Raw genomic sequence first — 24,405 nt, 5'->3', positions numbered from 1 at the left:
GCGGACACCCCGGTGACCTCGAGGGCGGGTCGGCGTACACACCAGACGGAACGACCGTGCCTTCGCCGCGCGGGGTCGCTGCCGTCCGGTTCGTCATTCCCTTCGCGCTCTCGTCCCGTCACCGGGACCCCAGGGATTCATCTCGCGAAGGAGATCTCCGTGACCAGCAAGTCCGCAGCCGCGGCAGCACGGGCCACCGTGTACGGCTACCCCCGCCAGGGTCAGCACCGGGAACTCAAGAAGGCCATCGAGGGCTACTGGAAGGGCCGCGTCACCGCCGACGCCCTCCGAGGCACCGCCGCCGAACTCCGCCGGAGCAACTGGCAGCAGCTCGCCGACGCCGGCATCCACGAGGTGCCGACCGGCGACTTCTCGTACTACGACCACGTCCTGGACACCACCGTCATGGTCGGCGCGATCCCCGAGCGGCACCGCGACGCCGTTGCGGCACACGCCCTGAACGGCTACTTCGCCATGGCCCGCGGCACCCAGGAGGTCGCGCCGCTGGAGATGACCAAGTGGTTCGACACGAACTACCACTACCTGGTCCCCGAACTGGGTCCCGACACCCACTTCACCGCGAACTCCGCGAAGCAGGTTGCCGAGCTCAAGGAAGCCCTCGCCCTCGGCCTGGCCGCCCGCCCGGTCCTGGTCGGCCCGGTCACCTACCTCCTGCTCGCCAAGCCCGCCCCGGGCGTAGCGGCGGACTTCGAGCCGCTGACCCTGCTGGACCGGCTCCTGCCCGTGTACGCCGAGGTCCTGGCCGACCTGCGCGCGGCCGGCGCCGAGTGGGTGCAGCTCGACGAGCCCGCACTGGTCCAGGACCGCACCCCGGCCGAGCTCGACGCCGCCGAGCGTGCCTATCGTGACCTCGGTGCCCTCACCGACCGGCCCAAGCTGCTCGTCGCCTCCTACTTCGACCGCCTCGGCGACGCCCTTCCGGTGCTCGCCAAGGCACCGGTCGAGGGGCTCGCCCTCGACTTCACCGAGGCGGCGGCCGCCAACCTGGAGGCCCTGGCCGCCGTTGGCGGGCTGCCCGGCAAGCGCCTGGTCGCCGGGGTCGTCAACGGCCGCAACATCTGGATCAACGACCTGCCCCAGTCCCTGTCCACCCTGGGCACCCTCCTCGGGCTCGCCGACCGGGTCGACGTGGCCGCCTCGTGCTCCCTGCTCCACGTCCCCCTCGACGCGTCCGTCGAGCGGGACATCGAGCCGCAGATCCTGCGCTGGCTGGCCTTCGCCAAGCAGAAGTCCGCCGAGATCGTCGCCCTCGCCAAGGGCCTCGCCCAGGGCACCGACGCCATCACCGGCGAACTCGCGGCCAACCGCGCCGCCCTCGCCTCCCGCGCGGGCTCGCCGATCACCCACGACCCGGCCGTACGGGCCCGGATCGCCGCCGTCACCGACGCCGACGCCCGCCGCTCCCAGCCGTACACCGAACGGGCCGCCGCCCAACGCGCCCACCTCGGGCTGCCGCTGCTGCCCACGACGACCATCGGTTCCTTCCCGCAGACCGACGAACTGCGCGCCGCCCGCGCCGACCTGCGTGCCGGCCGCATCGACACCGCCGGCTACGAGGAGCGCATCAAGGCCGAGATCCAGGAGGTCATCTCCTTCCAGGAGACGACCGGGATCGACGTGCTGGTGCACGGCGAGCCCGAACGCAACGACATGGTCCAGTACTTCGCCGAGCAGCTCACCGGCTACCTCGCCACCCAGCGCGGCTGGGTCCAGTCCTACGGCACCCGCTACGTCCGCCCGCCGATCCTGGCCGGCGACATCTCCCGCCCCGAGCCGATGACCGTCCGCTGGACCACGTACGCCCAGTCGCTGACCCGACGTCCCGTCAAGGGCATGCTCACCGGGCCCGTCACCATGCTCGCCTGGTCCTTCGTCCGCGACGACCAACCCCTCGGCGACACCGCCCGGCAGGTCGCACTCGCCCTGCGCGACGAGGTCGACGATCTCGAAGCGGCCGGGAGCTCGGTCATCCAGGTCGACGAGCCCGCGCTGCGCGAGACCCTGCCGCTGCGGGCCACCGACCGGGAGGCGTACCTCGCCTGGGCCACCGAGGCGTTCCGCCTGTCGACGGCGGGCGTGCGGCCGGACACCCAGATCCACACCCACATGTGCTACGCCGAGTTCGGCGACATCGTCCAGGCCATCGACGACCTCGACGCCGACGTCATCAGCCTGGAAGCCGCCCGCTCGCACATGCAGGTGGCCCGCGAACTCGCCGCCCACGGCTATCCGCGCGAGGCGGGGCCGGGGGTCTACGACATCCACTCCCCGCGCGTGCCGAGCGCCGAGGAGGCCGCCGAACTGCTGCGCACCGGACTGAAGGCGATCCCCGCCGAGCGACTGTGGGTCAACCCCGACTGCGGCCTGAAGACCCGCGGCTGGGCCGAGACCCGCGCCTCGCTGGAGAACCTGGTCGCCGCGGCGCGCACCGTGCGGGGTGAGCTGCCCGCCTCCTGATCCCGACCCCGGTGGGCCGGGACGCTGGTGGCGTCCCGGCCCACCGAACAGCACCGCCATGACCGAGGCACACGAGGGGGTCCCATCCTGCTTCCACCGGCATGCGCCGCCACCACGTGGGCCCGATGCCGTGACGATCAGTCCCGCCGGTCCCGTCAGTCCAGCTCGAAGTGACTGGGACGGCCGTCGCACTCGATCAGGCGGCCCAACTCGGCGGCCTTCGCCCGGGTCATGAGGGTCCAGGTGCCGTCGGTGCGGCGAAGGGCTGTCGAGTGCCAGGGGGTGGTCCAGGCATCGGGCGCGTCCAGCAGGCGGATGCCGAACTTGCGGGCGCCGACGGGCTGGGGGTGGATGGACAGGCGTACGGAGCGGGGGTGGTGGTCGGCGATCAGGTCGCCCCAGGCGCGGCTGCGCTGGATGACGCCGTACGCGCGCTGCCGGCACTCGCGCTGGAGGGCGGAGCGGGTGCCCGCGTGGTCGGCGGTGTCCTCGACGAGGAAGCGGGTGATGCCACGGTAGAGGGCGAGGGTGTTGTCGTCGGTGCGGACCTCGGCGCGCAGGGCGTCCAGTGTGGGGGCGTAGCTCTTGTGGAGGTGGGCGCGCTTGGTGTCGTGCGGGAGGTCGCCGAACACGTCGCGCAGGTCGAACACGGAGAGTCCGGTCAGGCCCGCGTGGCCTATGAGGGCGCGGAGTTCGTCGGCGTAGGCGTCGATGTGCTCGTCGGGGACGCGGACGAGGTCGCCGAAGGCGTGTCCGTCGGAGCAGACGACCATGCGGGCGCCGGGCGGGTGGATCCGCTCGATCTCGGTGCAGAGGGTGTTGAGGAAGCCGAGGGAGAGTCGTTCTCCCTGGTCGGGGAGGTGGCCGAGGACTTTGGCGGGGTTGGGGGACTTGCAGGGGAAGCCGGGCAGGGTGAACGTGACGGGGGCGTCGTCGCGTACGAAGTCGGCGATCTGGCGCAGTTGGTGCGGAAACCTCTCGGCGGGGGCGGGGCCCTGGTCGGTTGTCCGGTGGTGCGGTAGGAGCAGGTTCAGGATCGCGATGCTGCGTCTCGTGGAATGGGCGTCCGGCGCGGTTGTCGGCGGCATGTCGTTCCTCCGTGAGGCGTGCGGGCATGACGGCATGGCGCCGTGGCGAGGGGCGGCCAGGCGCGGTCAGGCGGATGGGGTGGCGGATCAGCCGGGTCCGGGGCGAGCGGTGTGGCCGGCCCCGGTCAGCCGAAAGCCGGCGTCACCGGCGTGTCGGAGGCGGTTCAACGGCGTCGGTCGTAGCCCACGGGCAGGTGGTTGGTGCCACGGCCGAGGACGGCGGGGATCCACTCGATGTCCTCGTCCCTGATGGCGAGGTGGAGGCCGGGGAGTCGGGTGAGCAGGGCGTCCAGGGCGACCTGGAGTTCGGTGCGGGCGAGGGCGGCGCCGGGACAGAAGTGGATGCCGTGGCCGAAGGCGAGGTGCGGGTTGGGGGTGCGGTCGAGGTCGAGGGTGTCGGGGTCGGGGAAGCGGCGCGGGTCGCGGTTGGCGGCGCACAGCGAGACGATCACGGAGTCGCCGGCCGGGATGTCGGTGCCGTGCAGGTTGTCGTCCTGGTCGAGGAAGCGCCAGGTGGTCAGTTCGAAGGCGCTGTCGTAGCGGAGGAGTTCCTCGACGGCGCGGGGCAGCAGGTCGGGTTCGTCGCGCAGGCGGGCGAGTTGGTCGGGGTGGCGGAAGAGGGCGATCAGTGCGGTGGTGATCTGGTTGGTGACCGGTTCCTGCCCGGCGACGAGGAGCTGGAAGATCATGGAGTCCAGTTCCTCCTGCGACAGTTCGCGACGGTCCCGGGCGACGACGAGGCGGCTGAGGAGGTCGTCGTCCCAGTGTTCGCGCTTGTGGGCGACGACCTCGGCGATGTAGTTCTGCAGGCCGTGCAGCCGGGCCTCGTAGAGCGGCCGTCCGGGGTCGGTGGGGCCGACGGGCTGGACGACCTTGCCCCAGTCGCGGTCGAAGCGGGCGGCCAGATGGTGCGGGAGGCCGATGACTTCGGCGAGGACCTGGAACGGGAAGTGTGCGGCGAAGCCTGCGACGAGGTCGGCGGGGCCGGATTCGGGGAGTGCGTCGACGAGGGCGTCGGCCAGTTCCTGGAAGCGGGGGCGCAGGCTCTCGATGCGGCGGGGTGTGAAGGCGTCGGTGACGAAGCGCCGCATGCGGGTGTGCCGGGGCGGGTCCTGGTGGAGGAGGTGGACCTGGAGCTGGGAGTGCTGGGGTTCGGGCATGATCGAGGCGCGGGCGCGCCAGCGGTCGTTGCCGCGGTCGTGGTTCTTGCCGAGGCGGTCGTCGTTGAGGGCGGCGTGGGCCGCGTCGTAGCCGGTGACGAGCCAGGCTTGTACACCGCTGGGGAAGAGCACGCGGTGGACGGGGCCGGCCTCGCGCATCCGCTCGTAGAGCGGGTAGGGGTTGCTCTTGTAGGGGCAGCCCGTCAGCGGGACCGGGTCGGGCAGCGGTTCGGGTCGGGGCTTCGGCTCAGCGGCCGGCAGGGGTGGCTCTTGGATGGTCATACGGGGGCTCCTCAGAGGGCGAGTTCGGGTCGGTGGTGGTCCAGCCACAGGGCCAGGTCGACGACCCGTTCGAGGCGGAGGCGGTGGCCCCACACCAGTTGGTCGGGCGGGGTGTCGAGGGCGGGCTTGAGGCGGGACTGGTCGGCCAGGGCACGGACCTGCTCGCTGGACAGGGCGTCGCGGGCCAGCTCCTGGAGGCCGCGGTTGTAGTCGGGGTGGTGGGTGGCCGGGTAGTGGTTCTTGGGCCGGTGCAGTACGGAGTCGGGCGCGAGTCCGGTGCCGGCGGCGCGCAGCAGGCTCTTCTCCCGGCCGTCGAAGCTCTGGTGCGCCCAGGGCGTGGCGAAGGCGTACTCGACGAGGCGGTGGTCGCAGTAGGGGACGCGGACCTCCAGGCCCTGGGCCATGCTCAACCGGTCCTTGCGGTGCAGGAGTTGGCGCAGCCAGCGGGTCAGGGACAGGTGCTGCATCTGGCGTTGGCGGTGCTCGACGGGGGTTTCGCCGTCCCGATGCGGTACGGCGGCCAGCGCGCTGCGATACGTGTCCTTGCGGAACTCCCCTATTCGCAGGTCGAGTTCGGCGTTGAGCGGCATCGCGGCGTCGTCGCCGTTGACGAGCAGCCACGGGAAGGTGTCCGCGGCCAGCGCCTTCGGATGGTGGAACCAGGGATAGCCGCCGAACACCTCGTCCGCCGCCTCACCGGAGAGGGCCACGGTGGAGTGCTTGCGGATCTCGCCGAACAGCAGGTACAGCGAGGTGTCCATGTCGCCCACGCCGATCGGCGAGTCCCTGGCCACCACGACCGCCTTCCGGTGCTCGGGGTCGAGCAGGGCGTGCGGGTCGAGGACGACGGTGCTGTGGTCGGTGCCGATGAACGCCCCGGCCTCGGTGGCGTACGGGGTGTCGTGGCCGGTGCGCAGCACGTCGCCGGTGAACTGCTCGGCCTGGTCGCTGTAGTCGACGGCGTGGGAGCGGATGCGGGCTTCCGGACCTTCCCGCAGCCGGAGTTCGTCGGCGAGCAGCGCGGTCAGGACGGTGGAGTCGATCCCGCCGGACAGCAGGCTGCACACCGGGACGTCGGCCTCCAGCTGGCTGCGGGCGGCCGAGCCGAGCAGTTCACGGACCCGCTCGACGGTGGTGTCCCGGTCGTCGTCGTGGACGTCGGCCTCCAGCTGCCAGTAGCGGCGTTCGCGGATGCCGTCCCGGTCCAGGACGAGCAGACCGCCGGGCTCCACCTCCCGTACGCCCGACCACACCGTGGGCCCGGTGTTGAACAGCAGGCTGTACGCCTCCCGCAACCCGTCGGCGTCCACCCGGGGCCGGATCTCCGGATGGGCGAACAGTGCCTTGGGCTCCGAGGCGAAGGCCAGGCCGCCGTCGACGGCCGCCCAGAACAGGGGTTTGACGCCGAGGCGGTCGCGTACCAGCAGCAGCCGCTGCGCCCGCTCGTCCCACACGGCGAAGGCGAACATGCCGTCCAGGTGGTCGGCGGTGGCCTCGCCCCACTCGGCGTAGGCGCGCAGTACCACCTCGGTGTCGCTGCGGGTGCGGAAGTGGTGGCCCCGGCGCCGGAGTTCGGCCCGCAGTGCGTGGTGGTTGTAGACCTCGCCGCTGTAGCTGAGGACGAGGGCCGGCCGCTCGGGACGGTCGGTCATCGGCTGTACGCCGCCGGCCAGGTCGATGACGGCCAGGCGGCGGTGGCCGAGCGCGGCGCGCTCGCCGAGCCAGACGCCGCGCGCGTCCGGTCCGCGCGGGGTGAGGGTGTCGGTCATGGCCTCGATGACCGGGGCCTGGGTGCGGGCGTCGCGGTGGAAGGACGCCCAGCCGGTGATTCCGCACATGCGGGTGACTCCCTGTCAGTGGTGGGCGGCGGGCGCCGCGTCGGTCGAAGTCTCGGGGCCGGGTGCGGGTCTTCTGCCGGGCCGGGCGATCAGGGGCACGGCCGAACAGGCGGCGGTGGCGGCCAGCGCGAGCCCGGCCCGTACGCCCTGGTCGGGTCCGGCCAGTCCCCAGACGGCGGTGGCCAGGGCCGGCCCGAGGGTGAAGCCGAGCGTGCGGGCGAGCTGCATCGTGGACCCGACGGTCGCGGTCCGGTCCCGTGGTGCGGTGCCCATGACCAGGGCCTGGGTGGGGCCGCCGTTGAGGCCCATGCCGACGCCGGCCAGCGCCAACCGCCAGGCCACCTCCAGGGGTGACCAGCCGTCGCCCAGCGGGATCAGCGAAAGCAGGCCGGTGGCGGTGACCGCGGCGCCGGCGACCGCGACCGGCCGGGCGCCGTACCGGTCGGCGAGGCGCCCGCCGATCTGCCCGGCCAGGCCCATCCCCAGGGGGAAGGCGAGAACGATCAGCCCGGTGGTGGTGGCGCTGACACCGTCGTCACGTTGCAGATGCAGAGCGACGACGTAGTGCATGGCGGCGAATCCGGCCGCGAGGGACAGCACCGCGCCGTGGGCCCGGAACAGCCCCGTGGCCCGCAGCACACCGGCCACCGGCCGGCCACCCGGACCGCGCGACCACCACCAGAGCGTCGGGACCGCCGCGAGCGCGAGGACCAGCCACGCCGGGCGGTCCGACGCCAGGGTCAAGGCCAGCAGCAGGACCGCCACGCCCGAGGCCACCAGCAGCGCGTCCGCCACCGAGCGCCGGTCGGGCCGGCGCAACCCGCCGTCCCGCGGCATGACCTTCCAGGCCACGGCCAGGGCGAGCGCACAGAACGGGATCTTCACCAGGAAGACCGCGGGCCAGCCCAAGTGGTCCAACAGCAGCCCGCCCACGGCCGGTCCGGTCACGGCGCCCAGCGGTCCCAGGGTGGCGGGCACGCTCATCGCCCGGCCGCGCTTCTCCGGTCGTACGGAACGGACCGCGAGGACCGGCATCAGCACGAAGAGCACCGCCGCGAAGGCACCCTGCGCGAGCCGGGCGGCGATCAGCCAGGCCGCCCAGGGCGCGGCGGCGGCCAGGGCGCTGCACAGGCCGAATCCGCAGGTCGCGGTCAGCACGGCGGAACGCGGCCCCACCCCGTCGAGCCACCGACCGACCGGCAACAGCAAGGCCACTACCGGTAGTTGGTAACCCAGCACCGCCCACTGGGCGGTCGCGGTGGACACGTGCAGACCGTCGGCGATGTCCGCCAGGGCCACGTTGACGATGTTCATGTCGAGCATCGCCATGAACGCCAGCACGCCCGAGACGGCGACCAGCGGCCAGCGGTCCTCGCCGGCGGGTACCCGATCGGGCGGTCCCGCACCGGGATCGTGGTGTGCCACCGTTCCCCCTCATCCTCAAGAACGGACTGCCCGACGGCAGTCCCGTCTGAGGAGTCGTGAGGAATCGAAGGTGAGTTCCCGGCTCCTCCCAGGAATGTGACCGGCAGGCTGGTTTTCCGGGCTGACCAGCACGGCGGGTCGGGTTCCGTTAGCGGCGCCGGGAACGGCGAGCGGAACGGGCGCACTCCCCCGCCGATCCGCGGAACTCCATGCTCCAACCGGCCGACTCCGAGGACTTGTCCGGCCGATCATCTGACTGCTCCGCAGTTCTGCCGTTGATGTGGACATGGGGCGGGGTGATCTGACGGACGCCGAGTGGGAACGGCTGCGGCCGTTCCTGCCGTTCGGCAAGAGGCGTTGTGGCAGGTGGCGGGATCACCGGCAGGTGATCGACGGGATTCTGCACCGGGTGCGGACCGGCGTTCAGTGGCGTGACCTGCCCGAACGGTTCGGCCCGTGGAAGACGGTCTATGAACGCCACCGCATGTGGTCGGCCGACGGAACCTGGGAATGCCTGCTCCAGCAGGTGCAGGCCGAGGCCGACGCGGCCGAGGAGATCGACTGGGACATCTCGGTCGACTCCACCATCGTGCGGGCACATCAGCACGCCGCCGGCGCCCGGACCGAACCACCGCCGGCGCCCGCCTCAAAGGGGGACGCGGCGGCAGAACACCAGGGCGAAACGCTGTGGCAGAGCCTCGTCGCCCGCCTGCGCAGAGGTTCACGCGGCGGACGGCACCGCGACCGCCGCAACCCTCGCCATCTGGCTCCGCACATGATCGGCCGGACAAGTCTTAGGCGAACACCGCCTTGACCAGTGTCTGCTTCACCTTCTCGAACGTCCCGGCAATGGTGGGCAGGTCCATTTCGGCGTCCCCGGAGGTCAGCGAGCCGGTCAGGGTCTTGGTGCCGTCGGGCGTGCTGTACATGATTGCGCCCCAGCCCCAGAACCCTCCGTTGTGGTGGAGGACAGTGCCGCCGCCGTCCAGCTCCTCCACGAACACCCCCAGGCCGTAACCCATCGTGGGGTCCGCGACGCGCATCTCGGCCAGAAGCTCGGTCGAGATGAGCTTGCCGCTGTTCAGCGCGGAGAAGAACGTGTGGAGGTCCCGGCTGGTCGAGATCATGTCGCCGGCGGCGGATACCCAGGAGGGGTTGAAGCGGGTGGTGTCGACCACCTTCCACTGTCCGGCGTCGTCGTAGCCGAAGTAGCCGTGGGCGTGCGGCTCGGGGATGTCCTCCCGGGTCTCCGGCAGTAGGGTGCCCGTCAGTCCGAGCGGGCCCAGGATCAGCCGGCGCGTCTCCTCGGGCAGCGAGCAGCCGGTGACCTGCTCGATCAGCAGCCTGGCCAGGACATAGTTGGTGTTGGAGTAGCTCCAGGCCGTCCCCGGCTCGAACCGCGCCGGCTTCGCCAACGCCCCCCGCACCAGCTCCTCCGGCCGGTAGGTCGCGTGCTGCAAGTCCACCCACTCCTTGCCCCATCCGGCGACCACACCGGGTTCGACCGATCCGTCCTTGGAGAACTCGCCGGTGAAGTTGAACAGCCCGCTGGTGTGCTGCAGGAGCATCCGTACCGTGATCCGCCGGTCGAGCCCGAACTCGGGCAAGTGGTCGGCCACCAGGTCCTCGAGGCCGAGCCGGCCCTCGGCCACCAGCTGCAGGACGACGGTCGCAACGAAGGTCTTGGTGACGCTGCCGACCCGAAAGTGCCCGTCGGTCGGCGGCTTCGCGGTCCGGCCCAGCTCGCTCACCCCGGCGCTGCCGACCCACTCGCCGAGTTCGTCGTTCACGCGCAGCTGCACGCCGGAGAAACCGGCGTCGACGATCTCCTGCATGGCCTTCCGCAGCTCGGGGCGGTCCTGCGCGGTGGTGTTCTGCTCACTCATGGTGATTCCTCATCTCGCGTCGGCGGGTGTGAGTTGAGCGTGGACCCTGACCCAAGGTCAAGGTCAAGGCGATAGATGAGCGCTAGGCTCGCCCCATGGCAGACGGGCTCACGATCGGTCAGGCGGCGGCTTTCGTCGACATCACCGTCAAGACGGTGCGGCACTACCACCGGCTCGGCCTGGTCGCCGAACCGGAACGGGACCATTCCGGCTACCGGCGCTACGGTTCGGCCGACCTGCTGAGACTTGTCCAGGTCCGGGCCCTGGCCGGGGCGGGCGTGCCGCTGGCCGAGATCGGCGAGCTGCTCGACGCCGAGCCCGAGCGGTTCGCCACTGCCCTGGACGACGTCCGCCGCCGGCTCACCGAACAGATCGAGGAGCTGACCGCCCGCCGCGACACCCTGCACCGGCTCACCCACGGTGACCGCGCCCTGCTGCCCGACCGTGCCTGCGCGGTCCTGGAGCGACTCGCCGAGCTCGACTTCAGCCCCGACTACGTCACCACCCAGCGGGAGGCCCTGGTGCTGTCGCGGGCGCTTACTCCCGAGGTCTTCGACCTCTTCCTGGTCAACCTCGAACACCGGCTCGACGACCCCGAGTTCGTCGAGTTGACCAAGCGCGGCTGGGAGGCGAGGTCCTGGGATCCCGACGACCCGCGGATCGAGGAGCTGGCCTCAGCGGTGGCCGCCAACCTGCTGGGCGTCCGCGCGCTGCTGACGCTGCCGGCCAAGCGACCGCACGGGCCCGACGCGGCCTCCCGGTACGGCGTGGTCAACCACCACCGGGAGGACGAGGCACCGTCCATCGCGCGGCTGAACGGGCTGGTCGAGGGGCACCTGCGCGCGGCGGGCATTGATATCCCGCATCAGTGACGGACTGCTGCGAACTTGCTCGCCCGGAAAGGGCCTAGGTGAGGGCGCCGCCCTCACCCTCCGCATCCGCGGATCGGTCCGCAAACGGAGGCCCCCACGCCCCCAGGAGTTCCCCATGGCCCAGAAGCAGTACACCGTCACCGGCATGAGCTGTGAGCACTGCGCGGCGAGCATCAGGGAAGAGGTGTCCGAGGTATCGGGCGTGCGCGAGGTCGAGGTGGACGTCGCCGGGAAGGCCGTCACGGTGCACGGCACCGGCCCCGACGACGAGCGGCTGCGCGCGGCCATCGCCGAGGCCGGTTACGGCGTCGTCGACCCGGTCGCCGCCTGATCAACCGGAACCGCGGGCCGGGCAGGACGCCATCGGCACGGCGCGATCGCCGTCCTGCCTGGCCGCGTTCATCCGCCGGAGCGTACGGTGCCCACCTCCACCGCCGCGTCCGGCTCCGTGCCGGCCGGCGCCTGGTGGTCGAAGGCGATCAGGGGGTCACCGGTCAGGGGGTGGTCGACCACGGCAGCCCGCACGCCGAACACCTCGGCCAGCAGGGCGGGCGTGAGGACATCGCGCGGTGGCCCGGAGGCGACCACGGCTCCGCCGCTCAGGACGTGCAGACGGTCGCACACCGCCGCGGCCGCGTTGAGGTCGTGCAGCGACACCAGGGTCGTCCGGCGCTGGGCTCTCAACAGGGCGAGCAGTTCGACCTGGTGGCGGATGTCGAGGTGGTTGGTCGGCTCGTCCAGGACCAGGACGTCCGGGTTCTGGGCGAACGCGCGGGCCAGCAGGACGCGTTGGCGCTCGCCCCCGGAGAGGGCCGTGAACCGGCGCCCGGTCGCCGTCGCCATCCCGACGTCGGCGAGAGCACGGCCGACGGCCTCCCGGTCGACGTCGTCATCACCCGCGAAGGCCCGTTTGTACGGCGTGCGCCCCATCGCGACCACCTCGCGCACGGTCAGCTCGAAGTCGCTGCCCCGTTCCTGTGGCAGCGCGGCGACATGCCGCGCAGACTGGACCGGGGTCAGCTCGCGCAGGTCGGTGCCCGCCAGCAGCACCCGGCCCGCGGTGGGTTTCAGATGCCGGTAGACGGCGCGCAGCAGCGTGGACTTGCCGCTGCCGTTCGGCCCGACCAGACCGGTGATCTCGCCCTCGGCCGCCACCAGATGGGCCCCCGCCACGACCGTGCGGCCGGCATAGGCGAGGTGCAGGCCCTCGATCTCGATCCTCAACTTCCGCTCCAAAGGCGCCGGTCCAGCAGGTACAGCAGCGCCGGAGCGCCGATCAACGAGGTGACCACGCCGACCGGCAGCTCCTGCGAGTCCATCGCCGTACGGCAGACGATGTCGACCACCACCAGCAGCAGCGCACCGAACAGCGCCGAGAGCGGCAACAGGCGGCGGTGGTCGCCGCCGACTACCAGACGGCAGGCGTGCGGCACCATCAGACCGACGAAGGCGATCGCACCGGACACCGCCACCAGGACGCCGGTCACCACGCTGGTCACCGCGAACAGCTCCCGGCGCAGCCGGGTGACGTTGACGCCGAGCCCCGCCGCCGTCTCGTCACCCATCAGCAGGGCGTTCAGCGCCCGGGCGCGTGCCTGAAGCCACAGCAGGCCGGCCGGCACCACGACCGCGGGCACCACCAGCAGCTGCCAACTCGCGCCGCCGAGGCTGCCCATGAGCCAGAACAGCACACTGCGCGTCTGCTGCTCGTCCCCGGCCTGCAACACCAGATAGCTGGTGAAGCCGGACAGGAACTGGCCGATCGCCACCCCGGCCAACACCAGCCGCAGCGGCGCGAATCCCCCGCCCCGCCGGGCGATGAGCCACACCAGGGCGAACGTGGCCAGGGCGCCGACGAAGGCCGCGCCGGACAGCCCCAGGCCCAGCGCCCCGCCCGCGCCCAGACCGAGGACGATGGCGGCGACCGCGCCGAGCGACGCCCCGTTGCAGATGCCCAGCATGTACGGGTCGGCCAGCGGGTTGCGCACCAGCGCCTGCACCGCCGTCCCGACGAGGCCGAGCCCGGCCCCCACGAGCGCGGCCAACAACGCCCGTGGGACACGCAGTTGCCACACGATCAGGTCGTCCGTACCGGGCCGCGGGGCCTCACCGGCCAGTCGCCGCGCCACCACGCTCCACACCTCGCCGGGTGCGATGGACGTCGAACCCCAGGCCACCGCGGCCGTCAGTGCAACGAGGAGTGCCACGCCGAGGACCAGTGCCAGCGGCCCGGCGGGCAGACTCCGGGCGCCCCGGCTCCCGTCGTTCCGGGTCGCGTCCGTGGCCTTGCGGCGGGACGCGGACAGCGTGGAGAGCACGGCTAGCCGACCTTGCCCGGGTAGAGGGTCTTGGCGATCGCCTCGACCGTGTCGGCGTTCTCGACCCCGGCGATGGTGGTCTGCTCGGAGCCGATCCGCAGGAAGTGGCCCTCCTTGACCGCCGTCAGGCCCTTGGTCGCCGGATTGGTCTCCAGCCACTGCTGCGCCTCGTCGAACGCCTTCTTGTTCGCCGCCTCGCTGCCCCGGTTGCGCACCCCGAGCTGGATCCAGTCCGGGTTCTTGGCGATCACGTCCTCCCAACCGACCTGCTTGCGGTCGCTGTTGCAGTCGGCGAAGACGTTGCGGGCTCCGGCCAGGGTGATCACCGCGTTGGCGACCTGGCGGTTGCAGATGACGGTGGGCTGCTTGGTGCCGGCCTCGTAGTCGAAGAAGAAGTACGTCGGCCGCTTGCCCTCCGGCGTGTCGCCGACCGCCTTCCGGACCGCGTCCACCTTCTCCTTCATCCCGGCGACGAGTTCCTTCGCCTTGGCACGCGTGCCGGTGACCGCGCCGAGCGAGGTGATGTCGGCCTCGACCGCCGACAGGTCCGTCACCGGGCTCTTGCTCCGCGCCGCGCAGGCGGTGGACTTCAGGTAGATGTGCTTGATCCCGGCCGCCTTGTACTCTGCCTCGGTCGGCACATCGCCCATCCCTCCCCCGCCCATCCCGCCCATGGCGGCGAACGTGTCGACGTACAGGTCGGCACCGGAGCCGAGGATCTTCTCCTTCGGGATCACGCCCTTGCCGAGCACGCTGACCTTCTGCGCCTGCGCGTCCAGCGCGCCGGGCAGGGCGCCCTTGCCCGGCGGGAAGCCCGTACCGATCACCTTGTCGCCGGCTCCGAGGCGGAGCAGCAGTTCCAGGCTGGAGGCGTTGCTGGTGACGATCTTCTTCGGGGCCTCGGAGAAGGTGGTCTTGTCACCCATGCAATCGGTGACGGACACCGGGTAGTCACCGGAGCCGGCCCTCCCGGCCGTCTCACCGCCCCCGCCCGACGCGCCCTTCCCCCCGCTCCCGCAGCCCGCCACCAGCAGGCCGCCGAGTACGACGACTGCCGTACCGCCCCACACACGAGAACGCATCGAAACCCTCCACGATCCACTCAGCGGTGGCGGACGAACCTCCGCCACCCGCACCAGTAGTCGGAGCGAACGCCTGTCGAGTTCCCGCCCAATCTCAACTTTCGCGAACAGAGCCTGGCCGGCCTACGCGGTTGTGGCGATGCCGCCGTCGACGGGGATCACGGCGCCTGTCAGGTATGCGCCTGCCCGGCTGGCGAGGAACACGGCGACACCCGCCATGTCGTCGTCGCGGCCGATCCGGCGTAGTGGGGCCGACGCCGCGATCGCCTCGCCGAACTCATCGAGGGTCGCAGCCATCATCGTCGACGGGAACGGTCCCGGCGCCACGGCGTTCACGGTGACGTGCTGCGGTCCCAGTTCCTTGGCGAGCACTCTGGTGAGTTGATGCAGTGCGGCCTTGCTGCTGGAGTACGAGTAGTTGGGCCGCTGGGGGATGTGGATGGCGGCGATGCTGCCGATGTTGATGATCCGCGCGGGATCGTCGGCGGTGCCCGCCCTGCGAAGTGCGGGCAGCAGCGCCTGGACCAGCCAGAACGGCGACTTCAGGTTGAGGTCGACGACCGTGTCCCAGGCCGCGTCTGGGAACGTCGCCAGCGGCTCGTCCCACATGGCGCCCGCGTTGTTGACGAGGATGTCGAGACGCTCCGAGTCGGCGGTGACAAGGTCGGACAGTCTCCGACACTCGTCGTGGCGGGACAGGTCGGCGGGAATGGCCCGCACCTCACCAAATGTGGACAGCTGCTCCTGCGCCTGAGCGCACGCTTCTGCGTTGCGTGAGCTGATGACCACGCGGGCGCCCGCCTGGAGAAGGCCACGCGCGATCATCATTCCGATGCCTCGGGTGCCACCGGTGACGAGTGCGCGCTTTCCACCCAGATCGAACAGTTCCGCATGCGTTGTGAATGGGTTGTCCACCACTTGCCGCCCTTCCAGTTGGTCGTGCGGGATGACGCGTCGACGCGTTGGGTGTTCGGTTCAGCTGTCTCGACGCTATGGCCTTGGAGTGCACTCCAAGCAAGCGGATCAGGGATCTCCTTCTGTTCGGCCGGCTATTCGGGGAACGGGCCGCGGACGGAGACCCCTCCGTCCAAGACGATCTGCTGGCCGGTGACGTAACGTGCCTCGTCCGAGGCCAGGTAGACGGTCGCAGCGGCCATCTCCTCAGGCGTGCCGTAGCGGCCCGCTGGAACCTCCGGGACCCAGTCGCAGGCAGGGTTGGCGTTGTTGACTCCGGTGCTGATCGCTCCGCCTGCGACGACGTTCATCCGGATGCCGTCGGCCGCGTACTCGGCCGCAACGGTGCGCGCCAGGCTGTAGAGGCCGGCCTTCGCCGCACCGTATCCAGCCTGCTTCGGCGCGGCCATGAATCCGGTGACCGAACCGATGCTGACGATGTTCCCGCCCGTTCCTTGCTCCAGGAACAGGCGGAGTACGCGCCGCACGGCACGAGCCACGTAGCGCAGGTTCAGGTCGTAGACGGTATCCCAGTCCTCGTCGCTCATCTCGTGGAGCCTGACCGCCGGCACGAACGCCACTTGCCCACCGACCACCGTGACCAGGGTGTCCAGACCGCCGAGTCGTTCCGCCGCGCCGTCGATCAGGTCGTCGAGCTGTTCACGTGAGCGGACGTCGCCGCTCACCGCATGGGCGGCGTATCCGGCCGTCCGCAACTCGTCCGCCGCCTCGGTTGCCCGTGCGGCATCCACGTCAGCCACCACCACTGCCGCCCCGGCGGCGGCGTACGCACGGACGACGGCGCGACCGATCCCCGTCCCGCCACCACCAATCACCAGAGCTCTCTTGCCGTCGAGCCTGCTCACCCCGGTCATGAACCCTCCCTCGTCGTCGAGTTGCCCAAGGCTAGGCGTGGCAACGACCTGAGCAGGAATGGGCCTCGCTCTCCGATTCCGCCTCCGCGGGACGCGGCGGCTTTCGACAGCCGCCCAGGACTTCTCCCGGACCGTGTGGTGATGGGTTCCCCATCACTTCCGTCACATCGGCCGCCTCCGGAGGCTCATCAGAGTGAGACTTGACGATGGAATGGGGAGTGACTGGTGAACGAGGACGCATGGCTGGCCGAACGCTTCGAGCGCGAGCGCCCGCGGCTGCGTGCGGTGGCGTACCGGATGCTGGGTTCGGTGGCGGAGGCCGACGACGCGGTGCAGGATGCCTGGCTTCGGCTGAGCCGGTCCGAGGCGGAACACATCGACAACCTCAGCGGATGGCTGACCACCGTCGTCACGCGGGAGTGCCTGCACCAGCTACGGTCCCGACGGCGCCGCCGGGAAGACCCGCTGGTCGAGCACCTGCCCGACCCGATCGTCCGGGCGGAGGACCCCGACCCCGAGCAGGAGGCGCTGCTGGCCGACGCGGTGAGCCTGGCGCTGCTGGTCGTACTCGAACGCCTCACCCCGGCCGAGCGGTTGGCGTTCGTGCTGCACGACATGTTCGACCTGCCCTTCGACGAGATCGCCCAGATCGTCGACCGAACCCCCGCGGCCGCCCGGAAGCTCGCCAGCCGAGCGCGGCGCCGGGTCGACGGCGCGGAGATCCCCCGGCCCGATCCGGATCTCGCCCGCCAGCGGAAGGTGGTCGCCGCGTTCTACGCAGCGGCGCGGTCCGCCGATCTCGACGCCCTCGTCCAGGTCCTCGACCCCGATGTCGTCGAGCGCACCGAGTTCGGTGCCGCCCGATCGCCACGCGTCGTCCGCGGTGCAGCGGCGGTAGCCAGGCGGGTCCGTGCGCCCCGCGGTGGCGAACTGCGCCCCGTCCTGGTCAACGGCGCGGTCGGCGCGCTGGTCACCCGGAACGGACAGGCTTACTCCGTCATGGTCTTCACCGTCACCGGCGACAAGATCGTCAGGATCGACGTCATCCGCAACGCCGACCGCGTCCGCACTCTCGCGTCAAGCGTCCTCGGGCAGCCCGGGTGAGCGGCCTGGCCCGGTGCACCGAGTGCGCCTGGTGTACCGGGCCAGGCCGATCACACCGGGCACACCGGGCACACCGGGCCAGGAACTCACCAGTACCTAACGGACGGTCGTACTTCGACCGCGCCACCGAGTCGGGCCTGCGGTACGCGGGATGCGATCGCGATCGCGGCGTCCTGATCCTCGGCCTCAACCACCAAGAACCCGCCCACCGACGTGTTGTCGAACGGACCCTCGGTGGTGACGGCCGAACCGTCCTGCACGCGGACGGTCGTCGCGTCCTTGGGCAGACCCATCGGCGGCGCACCGGTCACGTTCTCCATCGTGCCGATCGCCGCCCAGTCGGCGTAGGCCGCCTTCCTGTCCTCCTCCGACACCAACTCCGCCTGCGGAGTGCCCGGCAGCGGATACGTGCCCTGGTGGATCACCAACACGAACTGCATCATGTCCTCCTCATCGAGTGCGTCCGTCGCACACACCCATGAGCCCGCGCACCACACCGATGTGACCACTCAGGTCGACGTCGCCATGCCTGGACCGTGATCAGCCGATGCGCGCCGGACACCGGCGCGTGCAGGGGAGGAAAGAGGTGGTTCTCATCCACGTCGACGTGCACGCACGCCTCAATGTGCGGCTGGCCCACCATAGGCGGCACCGCGTGAGCCGCGGTGCGCGGGCCGCACGTCAACTGGCCCAGAAGTCCCACCAGCGGACCAGGATCAGGATGGCGGTGATCCCGATGTGCAGCACCGGCGGGGCCCAAGCGAACTCCGAGAAGAAGACCTTGACCCAGCCCGGTACAGGAAACACCCCGTGACGAAAATTGAATGATGTCACGTACCAGAACAGGATGGTTGTGGCGATCCATGCCAGGCAGCACCAGAGGCAGACCGCGTTGATCCGGTAGAGCGACTCGAATTGGAGCCAGGTGCAGAATCCGATACCGAAGAGGGTGCCTGCGTGGAGGGTGAGCCAGTACCAACGGCGGAAGCGCCCACCGGCCAACAGGCTCACGCCGACGCAGACGACGATGCCGTAGGCGACAAGTCCGAGCATCGAGTTCGGGAAGCCGAAGACGGAAGCCTGACCGCTCGCCATGATGTCGCTGCAGGAGACGACCGAGTTGATGCTGCAACCAGGGGTGTAGTTCGGGTCGTACAGCAGCTTGATCTTGTCGAGGGTGATGCCCCATGAAGCGATGAGGCCGGCCCCGCCGCCGAGAACGAGAAGCCAGGCGAATGCGCGGCCAGCTGCGACTCTCCCCTCCGCGGACCTGGGCGCCGCACGAGCAGCAGCGTCATTGGTGATTTCCATGTGCACTCTTCCGGAGTTCGGTCGGGCCGCACCTCGTCGCACCGACGAGCGCAGGCTTGAACGACGCCACTTTCGCGTGGCCACCGAACGTCTCGGTAGTACCGAGGGATCCATGGGTGCATAAACCGCATTTATGGCCCAATGGAGGGGTGGTTGGTTCGGCCCAGTGCGTAGACGATGCAGGAGCGGAGAACCACCCTCTCAGTCAGCCTCGGTCCAGTCCCGGGTAGTAGCCGCGTTGGTACGGCGACAGGCTGGAGGCGTTCAACTGACCCGCCCCCCGGCAGATGGGGCAGACCTTCGTTGTGCCGCATTCCCTGCATCGGCTTCTCCGGTGGGGCTGGCCGAGCACCCACCCGCGGCCACCGCATCCGGGACACCAGCCGAGGCCGTCGCACTCGTAGCAGAGGACGTAACCAGGTGTGATGGCCTCCGGCGTTCGCACCGGCTCCGGCTGCTGGACCGGCTTCGGCGGGCACAGTGCCAGCGCCGGCGTCTGCCCGCGGAACGACACGGCGGGTGTGTTGTCGCTCGTGAGGATGCGGATGGCGTTGCCATCCTGGTGAGCGTCGACCACTCTCCAGAGCACCCCGTCGTCATCCTCCTCTGACTCCGTGACATCCCAACCTGCCGAGCGGAGGAGGAAGGTCGCACGGGAGGCCGTCTCGGCAGCGGTGGCGGCCGCCGGACGATTGCCCTGGTACACCGTCGCATAGTGGTAGCGCGGCGGCTCGCGCCGGTCGGCGACCTTCGGCTCGTCGAGGGACAGCCGACGGAGGTGGACCCGGACGGTCAAATCGTTGATGAGCGCGACGAGTTGCCTGCGCAGGGACCGGCCCAGCCGGTCCAGTTCGTCGCGCGCTCTCGAAGTCTCTTCCATGTCGGCCCCCTGGTCCTGGAACGTATCAGAGGGCCGACTCTCGTGGCCGTGGTCGTCTCCACCGGCCGGCAGTCACCCAACCCACCGGCGCTTGAGCGGCGGCCAAGGCCCGATTCGGCCTCGTAGGCGCCCCGCCCGTGAGTCACCCGCGCAAGGCCCTGTACACCCTGATCCACGCACCGGTGCGGTTCTCCATCGCCGCGGCGCTCGCCGCGGTCGACGAGGCCGCCCTCCGCGACATCGCCGAGTGGGAGCCGGGGCAGGGAGACGGCCCCGTGCCCACGGAGTCGTGAGGGCGGCGCCGAGGACGGCGGCAGCCGGCCCGCGCGTCAACCCCTCGGAACAGGCGGCGCGGGGCCGCGCGGCGACGCCTTCCGTTCCGGCGTGATGAGTGGGTTCAGTACTGCGTGGTCTTGGCGAAGTCGGTGTCGTCGCCCGCGTTGAAGGCGTCGACTGCCGTGGTCGGGTCGAATCCGGGCGGGCTGTCCCTGAGAGACAGGCCCAGGCCGGCCAGCTTCGCCTTGACCTCGTCGATCGACTTCGCACCGAAGTTGCGGACGTCGAGCAGATCCGCCTCGGAACGCGCCACCAGCTCACCCACGGAGTGGATGCCCTCGCGCTTGAGGCAGTTGTACGAGCGGACCGTGAGCTCCAACTCCTCGACCGGCAGCGCCAAGTCAGCCGCCAACGCGGAGTCCGTCGGGGACGGACCCATGTCGACGCCCTCGGCGTCGATGTTCAGCTCGCGGGCGAGACCGAACAGCTCCACCAGGGTCTTGCCGGCCGAGGCCATGGCGTCACGCGGACGCATCGCCTGCTTGGTCTCGACGTCGACGATCAGCCTGTCGAAGTCGGTGCGCTGCTCGACACGGGTCGCCTCGACCTTGTACGTGACCTTGAGGACCGGCGAGTAGATCGAGTCGACCGGGACCCGGCCGATCTCCTGGCCGACCTGCTTGTTCTGCACGGCGGAGACGTAGCCGCGACCGCGCTCGACCGTCAGCTCCATCTCCAGCTTGCCCTTGCCGTTCAGCGCGGCCAGGACCAGGTCGGGGTTGTGCACCTCGACACCGGCCGGGGGCGCGATGTCGGCGGCGGTGACCAGACCCGGGCCCTGCTTGCGCAGGTACATCACGACCGGCTCGTCGTGCTCCGAGGAGACCACCAACTGCTTGATGTTGAGGATCAGGTCGGTGACGTCCTCCTTCACGCCCGGCACGGTGGTGAACTCGTGCAGCACACCGTCGATACGGATCGACGTGACCGCCGCACCCGGAATCGAGGAGAGCAGGGTCCGACGCAGGGAGTTGCCGAGCGTGTAACCGAAGCCCGGCTCCAACGGCTCGATCACAAATCGGGACCGACAGTCCTCCACGATCTCTTCGGTCAACGAGGGACGCTGAGCAATCAGCATGAGCTTGCCTCCAGTCTTCGGCACCCACGATGCGATGCCGGCCACCGGACGGCAGCCCGACGGCGGTAGGACCAAGAGTAGGGGGCATGCAGGCCACCGTCCGTATCCCCCGCACAGGTGTGGACGCGAAAGAACCGACGGCTTTCTCCCGACCGCATCCGCCGGCGGGAAGAACCTCACGGAGCGATCGGCCCGGAGAGCACGGGTGCGCCACTGATCCGGGCCCGGCGCGTGGTCGACGACTTCGCGGCGGACGCCCCTGGCCGGCTGGCCCGAGAACCGGCGGCTGACCAGGATCTCGAAGGCATCGAGATGGTCGGCGCGCTCGCGCCGCCGGCCGGCGCTTCCGCCGCGCGGGCCGGATCCACGAAGCCCCGGCCGGTGTGGACGCGACGGATCGCGTCGACCAGTTGTTCGGGCGGGGAGTCCCTCACGACGTGGCCGGCCGTGCCCGCGGACGTCGCCCGCCAGCGGTAGCCGGGTCGACTGAAGGGCGTACAGAGCTACGCGGCGGCAGGCCCACCCCGACCGTCAGGCTGGCCTGTTCGGCCACCCGTGCGGGCCCGGCACCGTGGCACCGGCCCGTATGGAGGGTGGCGGTCAGGCGTCGCCGTCGAGCAGGGCGGCGGTCAGGACGCTGCCGGCGACGCCCCAGCCGCCGTCGGCGACCTCGTCGATCAGCACGACGGTGGTGGCGCGGGCCCGCTCACCGTAGATCTCCGCGTACAGGTCGGTGGTGCGCTCGACGAGCTTCTTCTTGTCCTCGGCAGTGACGGTGCCCGCGGGCACCTTGAAGTTGGCGAACGGCATGGGCGTTTCTCCTTGAGTGGGTTGCTTCCGCGACGGGTTCGCGGCCATGTCCTCAACGGTGCGCCGAACCGGCCGGCGGAACCAGGGGATGTCATCCCCTGTGTCGGTGGCCCGGCCGGACGCAGAATGCCAGGCATGGGTTCTGTGAAATTCACCGAGCTGGGGGCTTTCCTGCGCTCGCGACGTGACCGCATCCGCCCGGCCGACGTGGGGCTTCCGCACGGGCCCCGCCGCCGGGTGCCCGGGCTGCGCCGCGATGAGGTCGCCCAGCTCGCCGGTGCGTCGGTGGACTACTACAACGAACTGGAGCGCGGCGCCGGGTCCCAGCCCTCGGAGCAGATGATCGCCGCGCTGGCGAGGGCCCTGCGGCTGACCGCTGACGAGCGCGACCACCTCTACCACTTGGCGGACCGTCCGGTGCCGGCGCACGGCGGGCCGGCCTCGCACGTGCACCCCGGCATGCTCGACCTGCTCAGCCGACTGACCGCGACGCCCGCTCAGGTCATCACCGACCTGCACGTCACCCTCGTACAGAATCCGCTGGCGGTGGCGCTGCTCGGGGACCACTCCGGCCTCCGGGGTGCTCGGGCCAGCTTCGTCCACCGGTGGTTCACCGACCCCGCCGCCCGGCGGCTGTATCCCGAGGCCGACCACGAGGAGCAGTCCCGGGCCTTCGTCGCCGACCTGCGGGCAGCCGCCGCCCGGCGCGATGCCAAGGACACCGAGGCCAGCTCGATGATCAGCGCGCTGCGCGACAGCTCTGCCGAATTCGCCGCGCTGTGGGCCGACCACGACGTGGCGTTCCGGCGCGATGACCGCAAACGCCTCCGCCACCCCGCGCTCGGCCTGGTCGAGGTCAACTGCCTCAACCTGTTCAGCGAGGACGGTCGGCAGCGGCTGCTCTGGTTCACCCCCGCGGTCGGTACCGACAGCGCCGACCTCCTCGACCTGCTCGCTGTGCTCGGCACGCAGGACGTCGCCGGACCGACATCCTGACGGCCCTTCCGCTTCGTTGATCTCAGCGCGCAGTGTCCGGCACGGCCACCGTCCGCAGGAGGGAGACGGTGAACGGGTGTCGCGGCGCGGACAGGATCCGCTCGGCGGGGCCCTGTTCGGCGAGTTCGCCGGCGTCCAGTACGGCGATGTGGTGGGCCAGCCGGGCGGTGTCCAGGTCGTGGGTGATGAGTACCAGGGACATCTCGCCGCGGTCGCGAACCAGTCCGGAGAGGAGGTCGAGGAGGCTGCGGCGGGAGACCGTGTCCAGGCCGGAGGTGACCTCGTCGCAGACCAGGATGCGGGGGCGGGCGAGCAGGGCGCGGGCGAGGGCCGCGCGGTGGAGTTCGCCGCCGGAGAGTCGGGCGGGCAGTCGGTGCGCCGAGTCGGGTGACAGGCCGAGTCGGGTGAGGGTGGTCAGGGCCTCCGCGCGGGCCGTCGTGGGGTCGGTGCCGCGCAGGCGGACCGCGGTGCGGGCGATCTGGTCGAGGACGGGACGGTGGTCGTCGAAGGCGGCCCGGGCGTCTTGGAAGACGTACTGCACGGCCGCCAGTTGGGCTCGGCTGCGGTGGCGTACGCTGCGCGGCAGCGGGGTGCCGTCGAGCAGGATCTCCCCGGTGTGGTCGCGGTGCAGGCCGGCCAGGCAGCGGGCGAGGGTGGTCTTGCCGCTTCCGGAGCGGCCGATGAGGGCCAGTGCGGTGCCGGGGTGCAGGGCCAGTTCGGGGATGTGCAGCACGGGGGTGCGGCGGGTGCCGTCGCGGTGGTGGGCGGTGAGGCCGCGCACGCGCAGGACCGGCTGACCGGTGCGGTGGGGGGCGGCGGGCGGCGGGGGCGGTGCCTGGGCGTCGAGCAGGTTGCGGGTCCACTCGTGGCGCGGGGCGCTCCACAGTCGTTCGGGTGGGCCCGATTCGACGACCCGGCCCGCGCGCAGGACGAGGACCTCGTCGGCGAGGGCGCGGACGACGTCGAGGTCGTGGCTGAGCAGGACGACCGCGATGCCGCGGGCCGCGACGGCCGCCAGTTGGTCGACGATGCGGCGCTTGGTCAGCGCGTCCTGGCCTGTGGTGGGTTCGTCCGCGACGATGACGCGGGCGCCGAGCAGCAGTGCCTGGGCGAGTACGACGCGTTGTTGTTGGCCGCCCGAGAGCTGGTGCGGGTGGCGGCGCAACAGGCTCTCCCCGTCGGGGAGTTGGGCGTCGGCGAGGGCGCGCAGGATCCGGGCCCGGGCCGCCGCCCGACGGTCGGCCCGGGGTAGTGCGCGGACGTGGGGGCGCGCGAGGTCGTTGAGGAGCGCGGAGATGCGGCGGGCGGGGTTGAGGACGGCTGCCGGGTGTTGCGGTACGTAGCCGGCCGGGCCGCCTGCGGTCACGTGGGCCTCGCCGGTGACGCGGGCGCCCGGCGGGTACGCGCCGAGGAGGGCGAGGCCGGTGGTGGTCTTGCCGCTGCCCGAGGCTCCGACCAGCGCGGTCACCGTGCCCGGCAGGGCCCGCAGGTTGACCCCGTCGACGAGGGCCCGGCCGCCGATTTCGACGCGCAGGTCGCGGATCTCCGCCACGGGGAGGGCTGCGGGGGCGCCGGCCGGTGCGGTCGTATCGGGTCCGGGTGAGCCGGGAAGGCCGGGCGGGCCGGGTGTGG

Annotated in this window: 22 protein-coding genes and 1 pseudogene; 7 read left to right on the top strand and 16 right to left on the bottom strand. The window is 71.1% G+C overall.

All coding sequences use genetic code 11. The annotated features are described in order from the left end of the window. Positions 1-159 precede the first annotated feature (159 nt). Positions 160-2,478 carry a 5-methyltetrahydropteroyltriglutamate--homocysteine S-methyltransferase gene (gene metE, locus ACJ6WD_RS17370; protein ID WP_376552880.1) on the top strand — a complete coding sequence of 773 codons (2,319 nt, stop codon included), beginning with the start codon at positions 160-162 and terminating at the stop codon, positions 2,476-2,478. Positions 2,479-2,633: 155 nt separating this feature from the next. Here metE and ACJ6WD_RS17365 read toward each other — a convergent pair whose 3' ends face one another. The 4 genes from ACJ6WD_RS17365 to ACJ6WD_RS17350 form a co-directional block, all read right to left on the bottom strand. Beyond that, a complete protein-coding gene (locus ACJ6WD_RS17365) occupies positions 2,634-3,566 on the bottom strand; it encodes an L-tyrosine/L-tryptophan isonitrile synthase family protein (RefSeq protein ID WP_407616107.1) in 933 nt (310 codons plus the stop codon). 164 nt (positions 3,567-3,730) lie between these two features. Next, positions 3,731-5,008: a cytochrome P450 gene (locus tag ACJ6WD_RS17360; RefSeq protein ID WP_407616106.1), complete on the bottom strand. Its 1,278-nt coding sequence runs from the start codon at positions 5,006-5,008 to the stop codon at positions 3,731-3,733. Between the two features lie 11 nt (positions 5,009-5,019). Next, positions 5,020-6,846: an asparagine synthase (glutamine-hydrolyzing) gene (gene asnB / locus ACJ6WD_RS17355; protein ID WP_407616105.1), complete on the bottom strand. Its 1,827-nt coding sequence runs from the start codon at positions 6,844-6,846 to the stop codon at positions 5,020-5,022. 15 nt (positions 6,847-6,861) lie between these two features. Then, complete coding sequence (locus ACJ6WD_RS17350) at positions 6,862-8,271, bottom strand: MFS transporter (RefSeq protein WP_407616104.1); 1,410 nt, start codon at positions 8,269-8,271, stop codon at positions 6,862-6,864. A gap of 286 nt (positions 8,272-8,557) precedes the next feature. Here ACJ6WD_RS17350 and ACJ6WD_RS17345 point away from each other — a divergent pair. Beyond that, a pseudogene (locus ACJ6WD_RS17345) lies at positions 8,558-8,950 on the top strand (IS5 family transposase); the annotation flags it as partial. Between the two features lie 115 nt (positions 8,951-9,065). Here ACJ6WD_RS17345 and ACJ6WD_RS17340 read toward each other — a convergent pair. After that, positions 9,066-10,157, bottom strand: coding sequence for a serine hydrolase domain-containing protein (locus ACJ6WD_RS17340; RefSeq protein ID WP_407616103.1), 1,092 nt, complete (start codon positions 10,155-10,157; stop codon positions 9,066-9,068). A 95-nt stretch (positions 10,158-10,252) separates the two neighbouring features. Between ACJ6WD_RS17340 and ACJ6WD_RS17335 the strand changes: the two genes are divergently transcribed. After that, the gene (locus ACJ6WD_RS17335; RefSeq protein ID WP_407616102.1) at positions 10,253-11,029 is read left to right on the top strand and encodes a MerR family transcriptional regulator; all 777 of its coding nucleotides are present in this window, start codon (positions 10,253-10,255) and stop codon (positions 11,027-11,029) included. 115 nt (positions 11,030-11,144) lie between these two features. Beyond that, on the top strand, positions 11,145-11,360 hold the full coding sequence (locus ACJ6WD_RS17330; RefSeq protein ID WP_407616101.1) for a heavy-metal-associated domain-containing protein: 216 nt from the start codon (positions 11,145-11,147) through the stop codon (positions 11,358-11,360). Between the two features lie 68 nt (positions 11,361-11,428). Here the strand turns inward: ACJ6WD_RS17330 and ACJ6WD_RS17325 are convergent, their stop codons facing one another. The 5 genes from ACJ6WD_RS17325 to ACJ6WD_RS17305 all read right to left on the bottom strand — a co-directional run bounded on the left by ACJ6WD_RS17325 (position 11,429) and on the right by ACJ6WD_RS17305 (position 16,258). Continuing rightward, positions 11,429-12,253 carry an ABC transporter ATP-binding protein gene (locus ACJ6WD_RS17325; protein WP_376552867.1) on the bottom strand — a complete coding sequence of 275 codons (825 nt, stop codon included), beginning with the start codon at positions 12,251-12,253 and terminating at the stop codon, positions 11,429-11,431. Further along, complete coding sequence (locus tag ACJ6WD_RS17320) at positions 12,250-13,347, bottom strand: FecCD family ABC transporter permease (protein WP_374206851.1); 1,098 nt, start codon at positions 13,345-13,347, stop codon at positions 12,250-12,252. The genes ACJ6WD_RS17325 and ACJ6WD_RS17320 overlap by 4 nt, the downstream gene beginning before the upstream one ends. Positions 13,348-13,349: 2 nt before the next feature. Beyond that, on the bottom strand, positions 13,350-14,429 hold the full coding sequence (locus ACJ6WD_RS17315; protein WP_331246988.1) for an ABC transporter substrate-binding protein: 1,080 nt from the start codon (positions 14,427-14,429) through the stop codon (positions 13,350-13,352). Between the two features lie 123 nt (positions 14,430-14,552). Then, on the bottom strand, positions 14,553-15,347 hold the full coding sequence (locus ACJ6WD_RS17310; protein WP_233659921.1) for an SDR family oxidoreductase: 795 nt from the start codon (positions 15,345-15,347) through the stop codon (positions 14,553-14,555). A gap of 131 nt (positions 15,348-15,478) precedes the next feature. Further along, positions 15,479-16,258, bottom strand: a complete 780-nt coding sequence (locus tag ACJ6WD_RS17305) for an SDR family NAD(P)-dependent oxidoreductase (protein WP_407616100.1) — start codon at positions 16,256-16,258, stop codon at positions 15,479-15,481. A gap of 225 nt (positions 16,259-16,483) precedes the next feature. Here ACJ6WD_RS17305 and ACJ6WD_RS17300 point away from each other — a divergent pair, with 225 nt between their 5' ends. Beyond that, a complete protein-coding gene (locus ACJ6WD_RS17300) occupies positions 16,484-17,362 on the top strand; it encodes a sigma-70 family RNA polymerase sigma factor (RefSeq protein WP_407616099.1) in 879 nt (292 codons plus the stop codon). Positions 17,363-17,448: 86 nt separating this feature from the next. Here the strand turns inward: ACJ6WD_RS17300 and ACJ6WD_RS17295 are convergent, their stop codons facing one another. The 3 genes from ACJ6WD_RS17295 to ACJ6WD_RS17285 all read right to left on the bottom strand — a co-directional run bounded on the left by ACJ6WD_RS17295 (position 17,449) and on the right by ACJ6WD_RS17285 (position 19,553). Next, on the bottom strand, positions 17,449-17,805 hold the full coding sequence (locus tag ACJ6WD_RS17295) for a YciI family protein (protein ID WP_016578206.1): 357 nt from the start codon (positions 17,803-17,805) through the stop codon (positions 17,449-17,451). Positions 17,806-18,043: 238 nt separating this feature from the next. Next, positions 18,044-18,673, bottom strand: coding sequence for a vitamin K epoxide reductase family protein (locus tag ACJ6WD_RS17290; protein ID WP_233659925.1), 630 nt, complete (start codon positions 18,671-18,673; stop codon positions 18,044-18,046). A 205-nt stretch (positions 18,674-18,878) separates the two neighbouring features. Beyond that, positions 18,879-19,553, bottom strand: a complete 675-nt coding sequence (locus ACJ6WD_RS17285; RefSeq protein WP_376441176.1) for a hypothetical protein — start codon at positions 19,551-19,553, stop codon at positions 18,879-18,881. 137 nt (positions 19,554-19,690) lie between these two features. On the opposite strand from ACJ6WD_RS17285, the gene ACJ6WD_RS17280 reads away from it, so the two are divergent. Then, positions 19,691-19,846: a hypothetical protein gene (locus ACJ6WD_RS17280; protein WP_407616098.1), complete on the top strand. Its 156-nt coding sequence runs from the start codon at positions 19,691-19,693 to the stop codon at positions 19,844-19,846. A 104-nt stretch (positions 19,847-19,950) separates the two neighbouring features. Here the strand turns inward: ACJ6WD_RS17280 and ACJ6WD_RS17275 are convergent, their stop codons facing one another. Further along, positions 19,951-20,967: a DNA-directed RNA polymerase subunit alpha gene (locus ACJ6WD_RS17275; protein ID WP_407616097.1), complete on the bottom strand. Its 1,017-nt coding sequence runs from the start codon at positions 20,965-20,967 to the stop codon at positions 19,951-19,953. A gap of 600 nt (positions 20,968-21,567) precedes the next feature. After that, positions 21,568-21,777 carry a 4-oxalocrotonate tautomerase family protein gene (locus tag ACJ6WD_RS17270; protein ID WP_233659929.1) on the bottom strand — a complete coding sequence of 70 codons (210 nt, stop codon included), beginning with the start codon at positions 21,775-21,777 and terminating at the stop codon, positions 21,568-21,570. Between the two features lie 126 nt (positions 21,778-21,903). Here ACJ6WD_RS17270 and ACJ6WD_RS17265 point away from each other — a divergent pair, with 126 nt between their 5' ends. After that, on the top strand, positions 21,904-22,773 hold the full coding sequence (locus tag ACJ6WD_RS17265; RefSeq protein WP_308401786.1) for a helix-turn-helix transcriptional regulator: 870 nt from the start codon (positions 21,904-21,906) through the stop codon (positions 22,771-22,773). A gap of 22 nt (positions 22,774-22,795) precedes the next feature. Here the strand turns inward: ACJ6WD_RS17265 and ACJ6WD_RS17260 are convergent, their stop codons facing one another. Then, positions 22,796-24,325: an ABC transporter ATP-binding protein gene (locus ACJ6WD_RS17260; protein ID WP_407616157.1), complete on the bottom strand. Its 1,530-nt coding sequence runs from the start codon at positions 24,323-24,325 to the stop codon at positions 22,796-22,798. Between the last annotated feature and the right edge of the window lie 80 nt (positions 24,326-24,405).

It is taken from the genome of Streptomyces sp. VTCC 41912, assembly GCF_045799175.1.
Lineage (GTDB): Bacteria > Actinomycetota > Actinomycetes > Streptomycetales > Streptomycetaceae > Streptomyces > Streptomyces albulus_C.
The sequence above is the reverse complement of the archived record's forward strand: the minus strand, read 5'-3'. Positions and strand labels throughout refer to the sequence as shown.